Origin of the sequence: Shigella sonnei (genome assembly GCF_002950395.1) — a bacterium.
Lineage (GTDB): Bacteria > Pseudomonadota > Gammaproteobacteria > Enterobacterales > Enterobacteriaceae > ECMA0423.
The window spans coordinates 3,847,802-3,868,551 of record NZ_CP026802.1 but is presented as its reverse complement, the minus strand read 5'-3'; the positions used below and the strand labels follow the sequence as shown (position 1 = coordinate 3,868,551).

Below are 20,750 nucleotides of genomic sequence, written 5' to 3'. Positions count from 1 at the left end.
CCTGTCATCAGGACCGTAAACAGCAATAAAGTGGATAAAAGTCTATTCCATCAACTGCTTACTTAATGCCGGGTTGGCTTGAATCAAACGCATCAATTTTAGTTCGGCACTTGAAGGCTTCACGCGTCTGGATTCCCATTCCTTTACCATGGCGACTGATACGCCCAAAACCCGGGCGAAATCATCGATTTTTAACCCTGTCCCTTTTCGTAACTGCTCAATTTCGGTACAGGACGTTGTTCTGTGCGTCAGGGTAATTTTCTGCGTTTCATCTTTAAAAACAATCTGTTCCAGGCTGCTCAACAGCTCATGCATTGGATCTTTATATTCCATTGAAAACTCCTCAAATCACACTGCGGGATCGTGAATTGCATCGAAGCTCATTAAGAATAGTCGGGAAAAGCAGACACAGCGGGGTGAAGTCAGGGCATGCTCTGGCTATGATTCGATTCAGCCTGTCATTTAGCGTGACTTATAGCCACCTAACGATCTGATAAATGCCGATATATCTCTTACCACTCCTGTTTTGTAAAGATTTCGAAAATCTAACCTTCTGCGAAGGCGTAAATCTCTGGCTACAAAAAAGGCAACGGCACTATCATTTTTTAACAATGAAACAACAAATTAACCTTGTTTCATTTTCTCCATGATTTTACCAGGAAGATTACGTAGAAAGGGTATCCTGCAAGCCTGTCCTGGACTATCCTTGTCACGTCAGACACGCGTGTGTCGTTGTGCGCTTTTTTTGGGTGAAAGGAGTAAGAAAATGGCGACAGGAAAGTCCTGCTCTCGCTGGTTTGCGCCTCTTGCGGCGTTATTAATGGTAGTTAGCCTGAGTGGGTGTTTTGATAAAGAAGGCGATCAGCGTAAAGCGTTTATCGACTTCCTGCAGAATACAGTGATGCGTAGCGGTGAACGTCTACCAACCCTGACTGCCGATCAGAAAAAACAGTTTGGTCCTTTTGTCTCTGATTACGCGATTCTGTATGGTTATTCTCAGCAGGTGAATCAGGCGATGGATTCTGGTCTGCGCCCGGTCGTAGACAGCGTTAACGCAATTCGCGTACCGCAGGATTACGTTACGCAAAGCGGTCCGCTGCGTGAAATGAATGGTTCGCTGGGTGTGCTGGCGCAACAACTGCAAAATGCGAAGTTGCAGGCCGATGCTGCGCACTCTGCGCTAAAACAGAGCGATGACCTGAAACCGGTATTTGATCAGGCATTCACCAAAGTGGTAACGACGCCAGCTGATGCATTGCAACCGTTGATTCCGGCGGCACAAACTTTCACGCAACAACTGGTGATGGTTGGAGACTACATTGCTCAGCAAGGTACTCAGGTGAGCTTTGTCGCAAATGGCATCCAGTTCCCGACTTCACAGCAGGCAAGTGAATATAACAAACTGATTGCGCCATTACCGGCACAACATCAGGCGTTTAATCAGGCCTGGACTACAGCAGTTACTGCAACCCAATAAAGAGTAAAAGCCCGAGCGATTATCGGGCTTTACTTCACGCAGTCGCGGCTTAGTCCGCGACGTGAGGATTCACACAGTTCTTCTCAACCTTTCCTTGTAACGCATCAATTAAATTATCCACGGCACAGGCGGCCATGCCATAACGCGTCTCATGGGTGGCAGATCCAATATGCGGTACTGCGACGACGTTGGCCATTGAGAGCAACGGCGAATCTACGGACAGTGGCTCTTGTTCGAAGACATCAAGCCCGGCGGCGTGAATTTCCCCTTTCTGTAATGCTGCGATCAGTGCATTTTCGTCAACCACCGGGCCACGTCCGGCATTAATGAAAATGGCGGAGGATTTCATTTTGGCGAATTGTTCTGCGCCAAACAGATGATGCGTCTCATCAGTTAACGGCAGGATCAGGCAAACGAAATCTGACTCTTGTAACAGTGTATCCAAATCGCAGTAGCGGGCGTTGAAGCGTTCTTCTGCTTCTTTATGGTGGCGGCGCGCGTTATAGAGGATGGGCATGTTGAAGCCAAAGTGCGCACGTTGTGCCAGCGCCATACCGATCCGTCCCATCCCGACAATGCCCAGTGTTTTATGGTGAACGTCAGTGCCGTACCAGTCCGGGCCTATGCTCGCGGTCCATTCGCCTGCTTTTACCCGTTCTGCTACCTCCACAACCCGACGAGCGGTAGACAACACCAGCGCCATCAGCGTATCGGCGACGGTTTCTGTTAATACGGTTGGCGTGTGCATCAGCAGAATTTTTCGGGCGGTAAGCGCATCGACATCAAAATTGTCATAGCCGACGGAGATCGTTGATGTGGCATGCAGTTTCGGCATTTTTTCCAGCAATGCGGCATCAACATTCTCGTTTGAACCCAGTAAACCTTCAGCTTCGGCAAAAATTGCTGCATTTTGTTCGACGGTTTGTGGGCTGAGGTTTGCCACCTGGTGAACGGTGAAATGCTCTTGCAGGCGTTGCAGTAAATCATCAGGTAAGGCTTTGTAGAGGATAACGGACGGCTTCATGCTTCTCTCCATTCACTGATAAGGCGATCACCTTAGCCTGAAATATGATGAAGGAAAACTGAAGAATGCCAGGTGATTTCTGCATCACCTGGCATGAAAGGGATTACAGCGGGCTTAAGGTAATTTCTACACGGCGGTTTTGCGCCTTACCTTCTGCGGTGCTGTTGCTGGCGATTGGGTTAGCCGGGCCAAGGCCCTGAGTACGGATGCGGCTGGCGTCCACGCCCTGGGTGATCAACGCGCTGGCAACGGAATCCGCACGCTGCTGGGAGAGACGCATGTTCAGGTCGTGACCCCCCGTGCTGTCGGTATAACCAATCACGTTAACCGCCGTTTTCGGATACTCTGTCAGCACCATTGCCACGCCGGTCAGGGTGTTAGCGCCTGCCGGTTTCAGGGTCGCGCTGCTGCTGTCGAAGGTCACATTGTTCGGCATATTGAGGATAATGTTATCCCCGCTGCGGGTTACGCTAACACCAGTGCCGCGCATTTTGTCACGCAGCTTCGCTTCCTGCACATCCATGTAATAACCCACGCCGCCGCCCAGAGCTGCGCCTGCTGCTGCGCCAATCAGCGCGCCTTTACCGCGATCTTTCTTCGAAGAAGAGAGCGCACCAATACCCGCGCCCACGAGAGAGCCCAGACCTGCGCCGATAGCAGATTTGCCTGCTTCGCGTTCGCCGGTGTAAGGGTTAGTTGTGCAGCCAGATACCGCCAGAGCGCCACTCACTACGGCGGCAATAAGATAAACACGTTTCTTCATTGTTAATCCTTAATAACCTTTTTATTCTTTGCCACGGGTTCCGTGGCGGGAGATTATGCCGCGTGAACATGAAGATGAGGTGTACTGGCAATAGCGGACACTACCATTTGTTCTTTTTTTAAGCAGCCATCTGATGATATTTTTCCCTGAAGGCTGCCGGGGAGATATTCCCCAGACGAGAGTGACGACGCTGACGATTGTAGAAAATCTCAATGTATTCCCGTATTACTGAGATGGCTTCATCCCGGTTATTAAAACGATAGTGGCTCAGGCTCTCATTTTTCAGCGTTCCCCAGAAGCTTTCCATCGGAGCGTTGTCGTAACAGTTACCTTTACGCGACATTGATGTTTTCAGACCAGACTGCTCCTGTATGACCCGGTAATCGTATGCGCAGTACTGTGAACCTCGATCAGAGTGGTGGATTAGCCCGGCAGGTGGGCGCTGGCTCCTGAGCGCCATAAACAGGGCTTTACCTGTCAGCTCTTTTGTCATGCGCTCTCCCATGGCGTAGCCGACAATTTCGCACGTATAAACATCTTTGATGCCAGCGAGGTACAACCATCCCTCCTGTGTGGCAACATACGTCAGGTCCGCCACCCAGACCTGATTTGGTGCTGTAGGAGCGAACGTCTGGTTCAGCAGATTTGGCGCAACTGGCAGATTGTGGTTCGAGTTCGTAGTCGCTCTGAACTTGCGTTTCTGCTTACAGCGTAGCCTTAGCTCCTTACGAAGACGTGCCAGTCGGTCACGACCAACAATGATGCCATTCTCTGCCAGCTCCGTCTGGAGCCGCCGGGTTCCATATGTTTCGCGAGTGCGGATATGTGCCACCTTAATCTCCAGTTTTAGCCGCTCATCACTTTGTTTTCTGTCTGAGGGTTCATGCTGTACCCAGTTGTAATAACCGCTCCTGGATACACCAAATACCTGACACATCGCTTCAATGGGAAATTGTTGTCGCCCATTGTTCGATTAACGCGTATTTTTCAGCGACTCCTGTGCAAAATACGCTGTTGCTTTTTTTAATATATCTCGCTCAAGGCGAGCTTCATTTAACGCCTTACGCAGTTGCAGAATTTCAGATTCCAGTTCAGCCACCGTGCGGGAACCAGGAGTACCGAGCCCTTTTCTGGCGGCGGTAACCCATTGTCCTAAAGTGCCTTCAGGAAGAGATAATCGGGAAGCGCCTTCACTGATCGAAAGTTGATTTTCAAGAACCGTTCTGACAGCTTCGGCTTTGAACTCTTTAGAGTAACGTTGGGTTTTTCTGCTCATTATTAGCTCCTTCTGATGCCATTCTATTTCAGGAAGGAGTGTCCGTTAAACTCAGGCTACCTCAAGATTATTCCTGGGAATACTCGGAAATTTGTAAGTAATATTTAACTGCTCAATACATCTAACCTTTCAGGAGTCTTCGGTTTGGCCAACTCATCCTCACGATATTCCGTTCTGACTGCCGCCCACTGGGGGCCCATGCTGGTTGAAACCGACGGCGAAACCGTGTTTAGCTCGCGTGGCGCGTTAGCCACAGGAATGGAAAACTCCTTGCAGAGCGCGGTTCGCGACCAGGTTCACAGCAATACGCGGGTACGATTTCCAATGGTGCGCAAAGGCTTTCTCGCGTCACCGGAAAACCCGCAAGGCATTCGTGGGCAGGATGAATTTGTTCGCGTGAGTTGGGATGAGGCGCTGGATCTTATTCACCAACAACATAAACGCATTCGTGAGGCTTATGGTCCGGCATCGATTTTTGCTGGTTCCTACGGCTGGCGTTCAAACGGCGTGCTGCATAAGGCCTCGACATTATTACAACGCTATATGGCGCTGGCAGGCGGTTATACCGGGCATCTGGGGATTATTCGACCGGTGCGGCACAGGCGATCATGCCGTATGTCGTAGGTGGCAGCGAAGTTTATCAACAGCAAACCAGTTGGCCGCTGGTGCTGGAACATAGCGATGTCGTGGTGTTGTGGAGTGCTAACCCACTCAATACGCTGAAAATTGCGTGGAATGCATCCGATGAGCAGGGGCTTTCTTACTTTTCCGCACTGCGTGACAGTGGGAAAAAGCTGATCTGCATTGATCCAATGCGATCGGAAACCGTCGATTTCTTTGGCGATAAAATGGAGTGGGTGGCACCGCACATGGGCACCGATGTTGCGCTGATGCTGGGGATCGCCCATACGCTGGTGGAAAATGGTTGGCACGACGAAGCGTTTCTGGCGCGTTGCACCACAGGTTATGCCGTCTTCGCCTCTTATTTGCTGGGCGAGAGTGACGGAATAGCGAAAACCGCCGAATGGGCAGCAGAGATTTGTGGTGTTGGCGCAGCGAAAATCCGCCAGCTGGCGGCTATTTTCCACCAAAATACCACCATGCTGATGGCAGGCTGGGGAATGCAGCGCCAACAGTTTGGTGAGCAAAAACACTGGATGATCGTCACGCTGGCAGCAATGTTGGGGCAAATCGGCACACCCGGCGGCGGTTTTGGTCTTTCTTACCATTTTGCCAATGGTGGTAACCCCACGCGGCGTTCTGCGGTGCTCTCTTCCATGCAGGGCAGCTTGCCGGGTGGCTGCGATGCGGTGGATAAAATCCCTGTTGCCCGCATTGTTGAAGCACTGGAAAACCCTGGTGGCGCATATCAACACAACGGTATGAACCGACATTTCCCGGATATTCGTTTTATCTGGTGGGCGGGCGGTGCCAACTTTACTCATCATCAGGATACCAATCGTCTGATCCGTGCCTGGCAAAAACCGGAGCTGGTGGTGATCTCTGAATGCTTCTGGACGGCGGCGGCGAAACACGCGGATATCGTTCTGCCTGCGACTACCTCTTTTGAGCGTAATGATCTCACCATGACCGGTGATTACAGTAATCAGCATCTGGTGCCGATGAAGCAAGTGGTGCCGCCACGCTATGAAGCGCGTAATGATTTTGATGTTTTTGCCGAGTTGAGTGAACGTTGGGAGAAGGGCGGCTATGCGCGGTTTACGGAAGGAAAAAGTCAGCTGCAATGGCTGGAAACGTTTTATAACGTTGCCCGGCAGCGCGGGGCAAGCCAGCAGGTTGAATTGCCGCCATTTGCTGAGTTCTGGCAAGCCAACCAGTTAATTGAGATGCCGGAAAACCCGGACAGCGAGCGGTTTATTCGCTTCGCTGATTTTTGCCGCGATCCGCTGGCGCATCCGTTAAAAACCGCCAGCGGCAAGATTGAAATCTTCTCACAGCGTATTGCCGATTACGGTTACCCGGATTGCCCTGGGCATCCAATGTGGCTGGAGCCGGACGAATGGCAGGGCAATGCCGAACCAGAACAGTTGCAGGTACTTTCTGCCCATCCGGCGCACCGCCTGCACAGCCAGCTGAATTACAGTTCTCTGCGCGAATTGTACGCGGTAGCAAACCGTGAGCCTGTCACCATTCATCCTGACGATGCTCAGGCGCGCGGCATAACCGAAGGGATATGGTGCGGGTGTGGAACTCCCGTGGGCAGATCCTTGCCGGAGCGGTCATTAGCGAGGGAATTAAACCTGGCGTGATTTGCATTCACGAAGGGGCATGGCCGGATCTGGATTTAACCGCTGACGGTATTTGTAAAAACGGCGCAGTGAACGTGCTGACCAAAGATCTCCCCAGCTCGCGGCTGGGGAATGGCTGTGCGGGTAATACGGCGCTGGCATGGCTGGAAAAATACAACGGTCCGGAACTGACACTTACAGCGTTTGAACCACCGGCCAGCTCATAATCCAGGTGGGTAGTTGGGTTTCATCCTGCCATGCGCAATCGACAATGTGAAAACCCTGCGCACGGTAAAAATCTATCGCCGGTTGATTTTTTTGATAAACCTCCAGCATCAGATGGGGATAGCGCTGCTGCACATACTGCATCAGCGCCTTACCAATACCGCGTCTGACGGCCTTCGGTGCGACAAACATTGCTGCCAGAAATCGGCCTTCCATAATGCTGACAAAACCGAGAAGCTTACCGTCCTCTTCCCAGACCCAGTTTTGCGCGTTGGCAAGATAGGCATCCCGCACCAGCGGAATGCAGTCACGCCAGTAATTCGCTTTTATAAAGGGATGCCCCCAGGTTGTACTTTCCAGCCACAGTTCGAGGATCGCGGGGAGTTCTGAACGTTGCGCTTCCCGAATCATGGTTTATTTCCCGGATAGCAACAGCAGCCAACCACATGATCATTCACCAGCCCACATGCCTGCATAAAGGAGTAACAGATTGTGGTGCCGACAAACTTAAAACCACGTTTTTTCAGTGCTTTAGATAGGGCGTCGGAGGCGGACGTAGATGTGGGAATTTCGCTCAACGTTGTGGCTTGTGTCACCTGTGGCTGATGATTTACAAACGACCAGACAAAGTCGGCAAACGGTTCGCCGTTCTGTTCCATTTGCAGGTACGCCCGCGCATTACCAATAATTGCCTGAATTTTCCCTCGATGGCGGATAATCCCGGCGTCCTGTACCAGTCTTTCGACATCCTCTTCCTGCATTGCTGCGACCTTCACCGGATCGAACTGATGAAAGCAGGCGCGATAGTTTTCGCGTTTTTTGAGGACGGTGATCCACGATAACCCAGCCTGCTGCCCTTCAAGGCAGATCATTTCGAACAGTTTTTTACTGTCAGTTTCAGGCACGCCCCATTCATTATCATGGTAGGCAATATAAAGCGGGTCCTGACTCACCCAGCCGCAACGTTCCATACTTTCCCTCGCTATGTACCCGATCGTAAAAATTTCAGCCGCTTTTCTTGACGCATCGGTGAAAAAGTCAATATTTAATACAGGGCTACTATGCCCGATATCCTTCATACAATGACAATAATATTGCCGAATTCGGCTCTTCCCTGGAGTCGTGTTAATGATCATAAAAAAAAGCGGTGGTCGCTGGCAGCTAAGCCTGCTGGCGAGCGTGGTAATCAGTGCCTTTTTTCTCAACACAGCTTACGCCTGGCAACAAGAATATATCGTTGATACGCAACCCGGACATTCCACAGAGCGTTACACCTGGGATAGTGATCATCAACCTAATTACAACGATATTTTGTCGCAACGTATTCAAAGTAGCCAAAGGGCGCTGGGACTGGAAGTCAATCTGGCGGAAGAAACTCCTGTGGATGTGACCAGCAGTATGAGTATGGGCTGGAATTTTCCTTTATATGAACAGGTTACAACCGGCCCGGTCGCGGCATTACATTACGATGGCACAACCACCTCGATGTATAACGAGTTTGGCGACAGTACTACCACGCAGACCGATCCGTTATGGCATGCCAGCGTGAGTACCTTAGGCTGGCGTGTTGACTCCCGGCTTGGCGATCTCCGACCCTGGGCGCAAATCAGCTATAACCAGCAATTTGGCGAGAATATCTGGAAGGCGCAATCAGGCCTGAGCCGGATGACGGCGACAAACCAGAACGGCAACTGGCTGGATGTCACCGTAGGCGCTGATATGTTGCTCAATCAAAATATTGCCGCCTATGCCGCGCTAACTCAGGCAGAAAATACCACTAATAATAGCGACTATCTGTATACGATGGGGGTTAGCGCCAGATTTTAACGTAATAGTCACAATTGAAACCATTAAATAACAATAATTGTGGCGATAGTGGGTGCTAACTTACCAAATAATAAATTTGGTGAATAATTGTCGCGTCATTCATTCCTGAACTAAGGCATTTCATTCCGTTCTGATGGCATTTCATGCCGTTTTTCCCCAGGCATAAAGTGCACTTCGTTATGGTTGTCGGCAGAGATTTTTCCTTTTTATTACTGCAGGAATACTGCCATGACACCTTCAAATTATCAGCGTACCCGCTGGCTGACACTCATCGGTACTATCATTACCCAGTTTGCGCTGGGGTCGGTTTATACCTGGAGCCTGTTTAATGGCGCGCTTTCCGCCAAGCTGGATGCGCCGGTAAGCCAGGTCGCTTTCTCTTTCGGCTTGTTAAGTCTGGGGCTGGCAATTTCGTCTTCTGTTGCGGGCAAATTACAGGAACGTTTTGGCGTTAAACGCGTCACCATGGCTTCCGGCATTTTGCTGGGATTAGGCTTCTTCCTGACCGCGCATTCCAACAACCTGATGATGCTGTGGTTAAGCGCCGGTGTGCTGGTCGGTCTGGCGGATGGCGCGGGTTACCTGCTGACGCTCTCTAACTGCGTGAAGTGGTTCCCGGAGCGTAAAGGTCTGATCTCCGCGTTCGCTATCGGTTCTTATGGTCTGGGTAGCCTGGGTTTCAAATTTATCGACACGCAGCTGCTCGAAACGGTGGGTCTGGAAAAAACATTTGTGATTTGGGGAGCGATTGCGCTGGTGATGATTGTTTTCGGCGCAACGTTAATGAAAGACGCACCAAAACAGGAAGTGAAAACCAGCAATGGTGTGGTGGAGAAAGATTACACGCTGGCAGAGTCGATGCGTAAACCGCAGTACTGGATGTTAGCGGTAATGTTCCTGACTGCCTGCATGAGCGGCCTGTACGTGATTGGGGTAGCGAAAGATATCGCCCAAAGTCTGGCACACCTTGATGTGGTTTCCGCAGCCAATGCAGTAACGGTTATTTCCATCGCTAACCTTTCAGGTCGTCTGGTGCTGGGCATTCTGTCTGACAAAATTGCCCGTATCCGTGTTATCACCATTGGTCAGGTGATTTCGCTGGTGGGTATGGCGGCCCTGCTGTTTGCACCATTAAATGCAGTGACGTTCTTTGCAGCGATTGCCTGCGTGGCATTTAACTTTGGCGGCACTATTACCGTCTTTCCATCACTGGTCAGTGAGTTCTTCGGCCTCAATAACCTGGCGAAAAACTACGGTGTGATTTACCTCGGTTTCGGTATCGGTAGCATTTTTGGTTCGATTATCGCCTCACTGTTTGGCGGTTTCTATGTGACCTTCTACGTGATTTTCGCCCTGCTGATTCTGTCATTGGCGCTTTCTACGACGATTCGTCAGCCAGAGCAGAAAATGTTGCGTGAGGCGCATGGCTCCCTTTAATGCTCAGCCGCGAGCTACTGGGCTTCAGCTTCCGTGTGCATCAAACGCATCAACGAAATGTATAAACAATGACTCGTAAAATTTGGGCCAGTTAACTGGCCCTTTTTACTGCTTTTTGTAACGCTAAAGTCTCTTTTCAAACTTGCATTTTTGTAAATTTGTGCTTCATGCACACTCTTTCCCCACACTTTTTCGCTTTGCTGTGGTCTACTTATTCGCGCGTGTAGATTTTACTTATCTGACTACCTCCGCACTTTTCCCCTGCCGGGCCTGAAAAGCCGTTAAGCAGGGTGTTATCACCTGTTTGTCCAGGGTTTGTTTGCATGAGATACATCAAATCGATTACACAGCAGAAGCTGAGCTTTTTGCTTGCAATCTATATTGGCCTTTTTATGAATGGCGCGGTTTTTTATCGCCGCTTCGGCAGCTATGCGCACGATTTTACCGTCTGGAAAGGCGTTTCTGCTGTTGTTGAACTGGCCGCCACCGTACTGGTGACCTTCTTTTTACTACGTCTTCTATCGCTGTTTGGCCGCCGCAGCTGGCGTATTCTGGCGTCGCTGGTGGTGCTCTTTTCCGCAGGTGCCAGCTATTACATGACCTTCCTTAATGTGGTCATTGGTTATGGCATCATCGCTTCCGTCATGACCACCGATATCGACCTGTCAAAAGAAGTTGTTGGTCTGAACTTTATTCTCTGGTTAATCGCCGTTAGTGCATTGCCTCTTATCCTTATCTGGAATAACCGCTGTCGCTACACCTTGCTCCGACAACTGCGAACCCCAGGGCAGCGTATTCGCAGCCTGGCGGTCGTCGTACTGGCGGGTATTATGGTTTGGGCACCGATTCGTTTGCTGGATATCCAGCAGAAGAAAGTGGAGAGGGCGACCGGCGTTGATTTGCCGAGTTATGGCGGTGTCGTAGCGAACTCTTATCTGCCATCAAACTGGCTTTCTGCGTTGGGGCTGTATGCCTGGGCGCGGGTCGATGAATCTTCCGATAATAATTCATTGCTTAATCCGGCGAAGAAGTTTACATACCAGGCTCCACAAAACGTTGATGATACTTATGTCGTGTTTATCATCGGTGAAACCACGCGTTGGGACCATATGGGTATTTTCGGCTATGAGCGTAATACCACGCCGAAACTGGCCCAGGAGAAAAATCTGGCGGCGTTCCGTGGTTACTCCTGTGATACCGCAACCAAACTCTCACTGCGTTGCATGTTTGTACGTCAGGGGGGCGCGGAAGATAATCCGCAGCGCACATTAAAAGAACAGAACATTTTCGCGGTTCTGAAGCAGTTAGGATTCAGTTCTGACCTCTACGCTATGCAGAGCGAAATGTGGTTCTACAGCAACACGATGGCGGACAACATTGCTTATCGTGAGCAGATTGGTGCGGAGCCACGTAATCGTGGCAAGCCGGTAGATGATATGTTGCTGGTAGACGAAATGCAGCAATCGCTAGGGCGCAACCCGGATGGTAAGCATCTGATCATTCTGCATACCAAAGGTTCGCATTTTAACTACACCCAGCGTTATCCGCGTAGCTTCGCGCAGTGGAAGCCGGAATGTATTGGTGTTGATAGCGGCTGTACCAAAGCGCAGATGATCAACTCCTATGACAACTCGGTGACCTATGTGGATCACTTTATCTCCAGCGTGATTGATCAGGTTCGCGATAAGAAAGCGATTGTGTTCTACGCAGCTGACCACGGTGAGTCAATTAATGAACGCGAGCACCTGCACGGCACGCCGCGTGAACTGGCACCGCCGGAGCAGTTCCGCGTACCGATGATGGTCTGGATGTCAGATAAATATCTGGAAAATCCGGCCAATGCGCAGGCGTTTGCGCAGCTGAAAAAAGAAGCCGACATGAAAGTGCCACGCCGTCACGTAGAGCTGTACGACACCATCATGGGTTGTCTTGGCTATACTTCACCGGATGGTGGAATTAACGAAAACAACAACTGGTGTCACATCCCGCAGACAAAAGAGGCAGCGGCTAACTAAGAGGCCTGCTGACTTTCTCGCCGATCAAAAGGCATTTTGCTATTAAGGGATTGACGAGGGCGTATCTGCGCAGTAAGATGCGCCCCGCATTCGGTGATTGGCGCAGCTTGGTAGCGCACTTCGTTCGGGACGAAGGGGTCGGAGGTTCGAATCCTCTATCACCGACCAAATTCGAAAAGCCTGCTCAGCGAGCAGGCTTTTTTGCATTTGAAGCCCATGAGGATGAGAACCTCCGGGGGCGGGGAGGTTCGACTCGAGCGAAGCGAGAGAACGTTGCGCCAGCAACGGCCCGCAGGGCGAGCCACGAAGTGGCGAGTAATCCTCTATCACCGACCAAATTCGAAAAGCCTGCTCAACGAGCAGGCTTTTTTGCATTTGTAGCTCATGAGGATGAGAACCTCCGGGGGCAGGGAGGTTCGACTCGACGTAGGCCTGATAAGACGCGCCAGCGTCGCATCAGGCAACGGCACCGCATTTATTGTCGGATGCGGCGCGACCGCCTTATTCGACCAACACACCACACATTTTCCTGCCAACTTTGCGCCCCATATCTCACTATCCATTAACGGATTTGTGACAGAAACCATTGTCTTTTTTTATATTTGCTTAAATCTTTTTTTGCGTTACTTATGGCTGGCGCTGGCATTTTCCGCTGTGCGTTTTAGCGTTCATGGTATTAATCGCTCAGATATCCACCTTTTCCTCAGATTTTTTTCATTAAATGCATAAAACTTAATCACCAAATGTTGCTAAATATTAAGCTGATTGTTCTGGTTATGTTGGAGTAGCACAAATTTCTCTGCTGCAAATAGCTGTTTGAAGTTTTTTTAATCTTTGTTTGTGGATTCTCACCGTTGGTGTAAATCCCGGTTGGCTGTATTGACGTTTTCACATTCTGTTGACAGATTGTAGGTCACGAGGGGCATTTTATGGAGGATCCGCACTGTTACACTGATGTTAATTAGTACGGCATCCCCACCTCATAACGTTGACCCGACCGGGCAAAAAACAAAAAAGGTCAGGCAGCGACAACCCACTGCAAAGGGTTAAAACAACAAACATCACAATTGGAGCAGAATAATGCGTATTTCCTTGAAAAAGTCAGGGATGCTGAAGCTTGGTCTCAGCCTGGTGGCTATGACCGTCGCAGCAAGTGTTCAGGCTAAAACTCTGGTTTATTGCTCAGAAGGATCTCCGGAAGGGTTTAACCCGCAGCTGTTTACCTCCGGCACCACCTATGACGCCTCTTCCGTACCGCTTTATAACCGCCTGGTTGAATTTAAAATCGGCACCACTGAAGTGATCCCGGGCCTCGCTGAAAAGTGGGAAGTCAGCGAAGACGGTAAAACCTATACCTTCCATCTGCGTAAAGGTGTGAAGTGGCACGACAATAAAGAATTCAAACCGACGCGTGAACTGAACGCCGATGACGTGGTGTTCTCGTTCGACCGTCAGAAAAACGCGCAAAACCCGTACCATAAAGTCTCTGGCGGCAGCTACGAATACTTCGAAGGCATGGGCTTGCCGGAGCTGATCAGTGAAGTGAAAAAGGTGGACGACAACACAGTTCAGTTCGTACTGACTCGCCCGGAAGCGCCGTTCCTCGCTGATCTGGCAATGGACTTCGCCTCTATTCTGTCAAAAGAATATGCTGATGCGATGATGAAAGCCGGTACACCGGAAAAACTGGACCTCAACCCAATCGGAACCGGTCCGTTCCAGTTACAGCAGTACCAAAAAGATTCCCGTATCCGCTACAAAGCGTTTGATGGCTACTGGGGCACCAAACCGCAGATCGATACGCTGGTTTTCTCTATTACCCCTGATGCTTCCGTGCGTTACGCGAAATTGCAGAAGAATGAATGCCAGGTGATGCCGTACCCGAACCCGGCAGACATCGCTCGCATGAAGCAGGATAAATCCATCAACCTGATGGAAATGCCGGGGCTGAACGTCGGCTACCTCTCCTATAACGTGCAGAAAAAACCGCTGGATGACGTGAAAGTTCGCCAGGCACTGACCTACGCGGTGAACAAAGACGCGATCATCAAAGCGGTTTATCAGGGCGCGGGTGTATCAGCGAAAAACCTGATCCCGCCAACCATGTGGGGCTATAACGACGACGTTCAGGATTACACCTACGATCCTGAAAAAGCGAAAGCCTTGCTGAAAGAAGCGGGTCTGGAAAAAGGTTTCTCCATCGACCTGTGGGCGATGCCGGTACAACGTCCGTATAACCCGAACGCTCGCCGCATGGCGGAGATGATTCAGGCAGACTGGGCGAAAGTGGGCGTGCAGGCCAAAATCGTCACCTACGAATGGGGTGAGTACCTCAAGCGTGCGAAAGATGGCGAACATCAGACGGTAATGATGGGCTGGACTGGCGATAACGGGGACCCGGATAACTTCTTCGCCACCCTGTTCAGCTGCGCCGCCTCTGAACAAGGTTCTAACTACTCAAAATGGTGCTACAAACCGTTTGAAGATCTGATTCAACCGGCGCGTGCTACCGACGACCATAACAAACGCGTTGAACTGTACAAGCAAGCGCAGGTGGTGATGCACGATCAGACTCCGGCACTGATCATCGCTCACTCCACCGTGTTTGAACCGGTACGCAAAGAAGTCAAAGGCTATGTGGTTGATCCATTAGGCAAACATCACTTCGAAAACGTCTCTATCGAATAATTAAAAGCCATACAAGACTGATGGCAAAGGCAAAACTGCCTGATGTGCTCCGCTTATCAGGCCTACGAAAATTCTGCAATGTATTGAATTTGCACGATTTTGTAGGCCGGATAAGGCGTTAACGCCGCATCCGGCATAAACAAAGCGCACTTTGTCAACAATCTGTATACCCGGTGGCGCTGTGCCTCTGCGTGCAGCGCCATCCGGCAGCAATACTTCATTCCCTGTCCGATAAGGGCGGGAATTGATTTGTGAGCAATACAGACACGCAGTTCCAGGCTGCGGGTCACTATAGAGAATCCGGGTTATGTTGCAGTTTATTCTCCGACGTTTGGGACTCGTCATCCCCACGTTTATCGGTATTACCCTTCTCACATTTGCCTTTGTCCACATGATCCCGGGCGATCCGGTGATGATCATGGCAGGCGAACGCGGGATCTCCCCTGAGCGTCACGCGCAGCTGCTGGCTGAACTCGGCTTAGATAAACCGATGTGGCAGCAGTATCTCCATTACATTTGGGGCGTAATGCACGGCGATCTAGGCATTTCAATGAAAAGCCGAATTCCAGTATGGGAAGAGTTCGTGCCGCGCTTTCAGGCCACGCTGGAACTTGGCGTCTGCGCGATGATTTTTGCTACGGCAGTCGGTATTCCGGTTGGTGTGCTGGCTGCGGTTAAACGCGGTTCCATTTTCGATCACACTGCAGTTGGCCTGGCGCTGACCGGCTACTCGATGCCGATCTTCTGGTGGGGCATGATGCTGATCATGCTGGTTTCGGTGCACTGGAACCTGACGCCCGTCTCCGGTCGCGTGAGCGATATGGTGTTCCTCGATGACTCCAATCCGTTAACCGGTTTTATGCTGATCGACACCGCCATCTGGGGTGAAGATGGCAACTTTATCGACGCCGTTGCCCATATGATCTTACCGGCTATTGTGCTGGGTACTATCCCGCTGGCGGTTATCGTTCGTATGACGCGCTCTTCGATGCTGGAAGTGCTGGGTGAAGATTACATCCGCACCGCGCGCGCCAAAGGGTTGACCCGCATGCGGGTGATTATCGTCCATGCGCTGCGTAACGCGATGCTGCCGGTAGTGACCGTTATCGGCCTGCAGGTGGGAACATTGCTGGCGGGGGCGATTCTGACCGAAACCATCTTCTCGTGGCCCGGTCTGGGACGCTGGTTGATTGACGCACTGCAACGCCGCGACTATCCGGTAGTGCAGGGCGGCGTATTGCTGGTGGCGACGATGATTATCCTCGTCAACCTGCTGGTCGATCTGCTGTACGGCGTGGTGAACCCGCGTATTCGTCATAAGAAGTAAGGGGACATCATGTCACAGGTTACTGAAAATAAAGTGATTAGCGCACCGGTGCCGATGACCCCGTTACAGGAGTTCTGGCACTATTTTAAACGCAACAAAGGCGCGGTTGTCGGGCTGGTTTACATCGTCATCGTGCTGTTTATCACGATCTTTGCCAACTGGATTGCGCCTTATAACCCGGCGGATCAGTTCCGCGATGCGCTGCTCGCCCCGCCAGCCTGGCAGGAAGGCGGCAGCATGGCGCACTTGCTGGGCACCGATGACGTAGGCCGTGATGTGCTGTCGCGGCTGATGTACGGCGCGCGCTTGTCGCTGCTGGTTGGCTGTCTGGTGGTGGTGTTATCGCTGATTATGGGCGTTATTCTCGGCCTGATCGCCGGTTACTTCGGCGGCCTGGTCGATAACATCATCATGCGCGTGGTCGATATCATGCTGGCGCTGCCAAGTCTGCTGTTGGCACTGGTGCTGGTGGCGATTTTCGGCCCGTCGATTGGTAACGCCGCGCTGGCACTGACCTTCGTTGCCTTGCCGCACTATGTGCGCTTAACCCGCGCCGCCGTGCTGGTGGAGGTGAATCGCGATTACGTTACCGCGTCTCGCGTGGCAGGTGCCGGGGCGATGCGTCAGATGTTTATTAACATCTTCCCGAACTGCCTGGCGCCGCTGATTGTTCAGGCGTCGCTCGGTTTCTCTAACGCCATTCTCGATATGGCCGCCCTTGGCTTCCTCGGCATGGGAGCGCAGCCGCCAACACCAGAGTGGGGCACCATGCTCTCCGACGTGTTGCAGTTCGCGCAAAGCGCCTGGTGGGTCGTGACCTTCCCGGGTCTGGCGATCCTGCTGACGGTGCTGGCATTTAACCTGATGGGTGACGGTCTGCGTGACGCGCTCGATCCCAAACTGAAGCAGTAAGAGGTTCGAGATGGCGTTATTAAATGTAGATAAATTATCGGTGCATTTCGGCGACGAAAGCGCACCGTTCCGCGCCGTAGACCGCATCAGCTACAGCGTAAAACAGGGCGAAGTGGTCGGGATTGTGGGTGAGTCTGGCTCCGGTAAGTCGGTCAGTTCACTGGCGATTATGGGGCTGATTGATTATCCGGGCCGCGTAATGGCGGAAAAGCTGGTGTTTAACGGTCAGGATTTGCAGCGTATATCAGAAAAAGAGCGCCGCAACCTGGTGGGTGCCGAAGTGGCGATGATCTTCCAGGACCCGATGACCAGCCTTAACCCGTGCTACACCGTGGGTTTCCAGATCATGGAAGCGATTAAGGTGCATCAGGGCGGTAATAAGAGCACTCGCCGTCAGCGGGCGATTGACCTGCTGAATCAGGTCGGTATTCCCGATCCGGCATCGCGTCTGGATGTTTACCCGCATCAGCTTTCCGGCGGCATGAGCCAGCGCGTGATGATCGCCATGGCGATTGCCTGTCGGCCAAAACTGCTGATTGCCGATGAGCCGACCACTGCGCTGGACGTGACCATTCAGGCGCAAATCATCGAACTGTTGCTGGAGCTACAGCAGAAAGAGAACATGGCGCTGGTGTTAATTACCCATGATCTGGCGCTGGTGGCGGAAGCTGCGCATAAAATCATTGTGATGTATGCAGGCCAGGTGGTGGAAACGGGCGATGCGCACGCCATCTTCCATGCGCCGCGTCACCCGTATACTCAGGCATTGCTGCGTGCGCTGCCAGAATTTGCTCAGGACAAAGAACGTCTGGCGTCGTTGCCAGGTGTCGTTCCCGGCAAGTACGACCGCCCGAACGGCTGCCTGCTTAACCCGCGCTGCCCCTATGCCACTGACAGATGTCGCGCTGAAGAACCGGCGCTGAATATGCTCGCTGACGGGCGCCAGTCCAAATGCCATTACCCACTTGATGATGCCGGGAGGCCGACACTATGAGTACGCAAGAGGCCACCCTGCAACAACCGCTGTTGCAGGCTATCGACCTGAAAAAACATTATCCGGTGAAGAAAGGCATGTTCGCGCCGGAACGTCTGGTTAAAGCGCTGGATGGCGTTTCGTTTAACCTTGAACGTGGCAAAACGCTGGCAGTAGTGGGCGAATCTGGCTGCGGTAAATCGACCCTCGGTCGGTTGCTGACGATGATTGAAACGCCCACCGGTGGCGAGCTGTATTACCAGGGGCAGGATCTGCTTAAGCACGATCCGCAGGCGCAGAAGCTGCGTCGGCAGAAAATCCAGATCGTCTTCCAGAACCCTTACGGTTCGCTGAATCCGCGTAAAAAAGTCGGGCAAATTCTTGAAGAGCCGCTGCTGATCAACACCAGCTTAAGCAAAGAACAGCGTCGGGAAAAAGCCCTGTCGATGATGGCGAAAGTCGGCCTGAAAACCGAGCACTATGACCGCTATCCGCATATGTTCTCCGGCGGTCAGCGTCAGCGTATCGCCATCGCCCGTGGTCTGATGCTCGACCCGGATGTGGTGATTGCCGATGAACCGGTTTCCGCGCTGGATGTTTCAGTGCGCGCGCAGGTGCTGAATCTGATGATGGATTTGCAGCAGGAGTTGGGGCTGTCTTATGTCTTTATCTCCCACGACCTGTCGGTGGTGGAGCACATTGCTGATGAAGTGATGGTGATGTACCTGGGCCGCTGCGTGGAGAAGGGAACGAAAGACCAAATCTTCAATAACCCGCGCCATCCGTACACTCAGGCGCTACTTTCCGCGACGCCGCGCCTGAACCCGGACGATCGCCGCGAGCGCATCAAGCTCAGCGGTGAACTACCAAGCCCACTGAATCCACCGCCGGGTTGCGCCTTCAACGCCCGCTGTCGTCGGCGCTTCGGCCCCTGCACCCAGTTGCAGCCGCAGCTAAAAGACTACGGCGGTCAACTGGTAGCTTGTTTTGCTGTTGATCAGGATGAAAATCCGCAGCGTTAACTCACAAAACCGGGGCCATGCGCTCCGGTTTACTCAATCAGCTTCAACAGTGGCGACAAGCATAGCAAAATGCCGTACAGCAGAATCAGCCAGGCTTTAAATCCGCGAAGTTTTTCCAGTTGTGCGACTTTATAGATCAGGAAAAACGGAATGAGGCACGACACAATACCATATAACGGGCTTCCCAACTGAAAGAACACCAGCACCGATACACGAAACGAAACCCAAATCGTCAACGTAATGACGATAAAAGCGCAGATCGCCAGAGTCAGCACGCGTGAGTTAATTTTCTTGGTATCAATAATTCGGCTTAACAGATTGAGAATAATGCCTTTAATGGCCTCGTGGAAACCGAGATAAATGCCAAAGAATGCGGTCAGTACGGCAAAGATATTAAGCACCGTAGAGGTGATATGAATGATATGCCCAGGGATCACCTGCGCGGCCAGCGCCAGTGCTGAGATATTTTGTTCAAAGGCAGAAACGGCTTCTTCGTGGCTAATTGAGAAGGTAAACGAAAAGGCAAAAAACAGGATCACCGCGATGAGCGTGATATAACTAATTCGGTGGGTACGCAGCGCGAGCCGGGTTGCCAGTACTTTATCCGCTTCCCGTTTACGATAGGCAATATTCATTGGGTTAAGTACCTGAATAAATACTGCAGAAAAGAAGCAAAATGGAATGGTAAGCAAGACATCGCGGAAAAAGACGGAGGCTTGCGGGAAGGCGGTTATATTGGCGAAATTCCAGTGCGGGATCATCGCAAAACCGAACACGACAATAATCCCTACTTTGACCACCACCATTGGCCCGGAAATCTTAAACAGTAATCGTTCACCACCAGACGCAATCGCCACCAGTACGGCGAAAATAGCGACTTTATAAAGTAGAGATTGTGAAAGATCGGCATCGGTTAAACCGAAGGTTTTCAGGTACGAGGCGCTGTCGAAAACCACGGAGAGAGAGTAGATAAAAATCCCGTGGATAATCATCAAAAAGTAGATAACCCCGAGGAAAATTCCCCAGTTCTTCCCCAGGTAATGACTGATAATATCGGTGTAGTCATTACAGGAATCGCTTTCAGAAAGGGTTTTTAAATAAATGTCCTGCACTACCCAGGTGGCAGGATAAGCAATGATCGCTGCGGTAATAAATACCCAAATTCCCTTCAAGCCAATTTGTACTGGCATCAGCACGGTTCCGGCACCAATCGCCATGCCTATGCATAATAAAACCCAGCCGAAGTCGTAGCGTGTAAACGGCAATTTCTGATTGTGTTTCGATAGTGTGTTGTGCTGCATAAAGTCCTGTCCAGAAAGAAGTCGGCCTCGCAAAAATGAATAAACCCAGTTTCTCTTGCGCAACAGGTGGAGAAGTCGAATACGCAGTATGTAAAAAATGAGGCAACAGATTCACTGGGGAGGTCGCGAGGAGGCGCAATTCTACAAAATTGCGCATTTCACTACCAGTCTGGAGTCAGCCCGGATATGAACTGCAACTATTGCAAATAAAGAAATTAAGCTGGAAGGCATCGC

At 51.4% G+C, this 20,750-nt stretch carries 16 protein-coding genes, 1 tRNA gene, 1 other RNA gene and 2 pseudogenes; 12 read left to right on the top strand and 8 right to left on the bottom strand.

Translation table 11 applies throughout. The features are described 5' to 3' along the window. Window positions 1–42 precede the first annotated feature (42 nt). Window positions 43–333 carry an HTH-type transcriptional regulator gene (locus tag C1P89_RS20000; RefSeq protein ID WP_000455798.1) on the bottom strand — a complete coding sequence of 97 codons (291 nt, stop codon included), beginning with the start codon at window positions 331–333 and terminating at the stop codon, window positions 43–45. A 433-nt stretch (window positions 334–766) separates the two neighbouring features. Between C1P89_RS20000 and C1P89_RS19995 the strand changes: the two genes are divergently transcribed. Then, window positions 767–1,477 (top strand): DUF3053 domain-containing protein, encoded by a 711-nt coding sequence (locus C1P89_RS19995; RefSeq protein WP_000190516.1) that lies wholly within the window; start codon window positions 767–769, stop codon window positions 1,475–1,477. Between the two features lie 49 nt (window positions 1,478–1,526). On the opposite strand, the gene ghrB is transcribed toward C1P89_RS19995, so the two are convergent. The 3 genes and pseudogenes from ghrB to C1P89_RS19980 form a co-directional block, all read right to left on the bottom strand. Beyond that, the gene (gene ghrB, locus C1P89_RS19990) at window positions 1,527–2,501 is read right to left on the bottom strand and encodes a glyoxylate/hydroxypyruvate reductase GhrB (protein WP_000805015.1); all 975 of its coding nucleotides are present in this window, start codon (window positions 2,499–2,501) and stop codon (window positions 1,527–1,529) included. A gap of 103 nt (window positions 2,502–2,604) precedes the next feature. Then, entirely contained in the window at window positions 2,605–3,264 is a 660-nt protein-coding gene (locus tag C1P89_RS19985; RefSeq protein ID WP_000747633.1) for an OmpA family lipoprotein, read from the bottom strand. Window positions 3,265–3,382: 118 nt separating this feature from the next. Next, window positions 3,383–4,540: pseudogene (locus C1P89_RS19980) on the bottom strand (IS3-like element IS600 family transposase). A gap of 225 nt (window positions 4,541–4,765) precedes the next feature. Between C1P89_RS19980 and bisC the strand changes: the two are divergent. After that, window positions 4,766–7,016, top strand: a pseudogene (gene bisC, locus C1P89_RS19975) (biotin sulfoxide reductase). Here the strand turns inward: bisC and C1P89_RS19970 are convergent. Further along, complete coding sequence (locus C1P89_RS19970; RefSeq protein ID WP_000617478.1) at window positions 6,985–7,425, bottom strand: N-acetyltransferase; 441 nt, start codon at window positions 7,423–7,425, stop codon at window positions 6,985–6,987. The pseudogene bisC and the gene C1P89_RS19970 overlap by 32 nt on opposite strands. Beyond that, window positions 7,422–7,985 carry a DNA-3-methyladenine glycosylase I gene (tag, locus tag C1P89_RS19965; RefSeq protein ID WP_000438953.1) on the bottom strand — a complete coding sequence of 188 codons (564 nt, stop codon included), beginning with the start codon at window positions 7,983–7,985 and terminating at the stop codon, window positions 7,422–7,424. Before tag ends, C1P89_RS19970 begins: the two co-directional genes overlap by 4 nt. A 157-nt stretch (window positions 7,986–8,142) precedes the next feature. On the opposite strand from tag, the gene C1P89_RS19960 reads away from it, so the two are divergent. The 6 genes from C1P89_RS19960 (at window position 8,143) to dppA (ending at window position 14,981) form a co-directional block, all read left to right on the top strand. Next, complete coding sequence (locus C1P89_RS19960; protein WP_005143917.1) at window positions 8,143–8,841, top strand: autotransporter outer membrane beta-barrel domain-containing protein; 699 nt, start codon at window positions 8,143–8,145, stop codon at window positions 8,839–8,841. A gap of 228 nt (window positions 8,842–9,069) precedes the next feature. Beyond that, complete coding sequence (locus C1P89_RS19955; protein WP_000189037.1) at window positions 9,070–10,278, top strand: L-lactate MFS transporter; 1,209 nt, start codon at window positions 9,070–9,072, stop codon at window positions 10,276–10,278. Window positions 10,279–10,601: 323 nt separating this feature from the next. Continuing rightward, on the top strand, window positions 10,602–12,293 hold the full coding sequence (gene eptB, locus C1P89_RS19950; protein WP_001269223.1) for a kdo(2)-lipid A phosphoethanolamine 7''-transferase: 1,692 nt from the start codon (window positions 10,602–10,604) through the stop codon (window positions 12,291–12,293). A gap of 91 nt (window positions 12,294–12,384) precedes the next feature. Then, window positions 12,385–12,461, top strand: a tRNA-Pro gene (locus tag C1P89_RS19945). 34 nt (window positions 12,462–12,495) lie between these two features. Continuing rightward, a non-coding RNA gene (locus C1P89_RS19940) (RtT sRNA) lies at window positions 12,496–12,629 on the top strand. A 744-nt stretch (window positions 12,630–13,373) separates the two neighbouring features. Beyond that, a complete protein-coding gene (gene dppA, locus C1P89_RS19935) occupies window positions 13,374–14,981 on the top strand; it encodes a dipeptide ABC transporter substrate-binding protein DppA (protein WP_001222884.1) in 1,608 nt (535 codons plus the stop codon). 62 nt (window positions 14,982–15,043) lie between these two features. On the opposite strand, the gene C1P89_RS19930 is transcribed toward dppA, so the two are convergent. Continuing rightward, the gene (locus C1P89_RS19930) at window positions 15,044–15,271 is read right to left on the bottom strand and encodes a hypothetical protein (protein WP_001300936.1); all 228 of its coding nucleotides are present in this window, start codon (window positions 15,269–15,271) and stop codon (window positions 15,044–15,046) included. Between the two features lie 17 nt (window positions 15,272–15,288). On the opposite strand from C1P89_RS19930, the gene dppB reads away from it, so the two are divergent. From dppB to dppF, 4 genes are read left to right on the top strand one after another with little or no spacing between them, the layout of a single operon-like run. Then, window positions 15,289–16,308, top strand: a complete 1,020-nt coding sequence (gene dppB / locus C1P89_RS19925) for a dipeptide ABC transporter permease DppB (RefSeq protein WP_000938855.1) — start codon at window positions 15,289–15,291, stop codon at window positions 16,306–16,308. A gap of 9 nt (window positions 16,309–16,317) precedes the next feature. Then, entirely contained in the window at window positions 16,318–17,220 is a 903-nt protein-coding gene (dppC, locus tag C1P89_RS19920) for a dipeptide ABC transporter permease DppC (RefSeq protein WP_000084665.1), read from the top strand. A 10-nt stretch (window positions 17,221–17,230) separates the two neighbouring features. Further along, entirely contained in the window at window positions 17,231–18,214 is a 984-nt protein-coding gene (dppD, locus tag C1P89_RS19915; RefSeq protein WP_001196496.1) for a dipeptide ABC transporter ATP-binding protein, read from the top strand. Further along, window positions 18,211–19,215, top strand: coding sequence for a dipeptide ABC transporter ATP-binding subunit DppF (dppF, locus tag C1P89_RS19910; RefSeq protein WP_000107017.1), 1,005 nt, complete (start codon window positions 18,211–18,213; stop codon window positions 19,213–19,215). Before dppD ends, dppF begins: the two co-directional genes overlap by 4 nt. Window positions 19,216–19,244: 29 nt before the next feature. Here the strand turns inward: dppF and C1P89_RS19905 are convergent, their stop codons facing one another. Further along, window positions 19,245–20,516: an aromatic amino acid transport family protein gene (locus C1P89_RS19905; protein ID WP_001295225.1), complete on the bottom strand. Its 1,272-nt coding sequence runs from the start codon at window positions 20,514–20,516 to the stop codon at window positions 19,245–19,247. Window positions 20,517–20,750 lie beyond the last annotated feature (234 nt).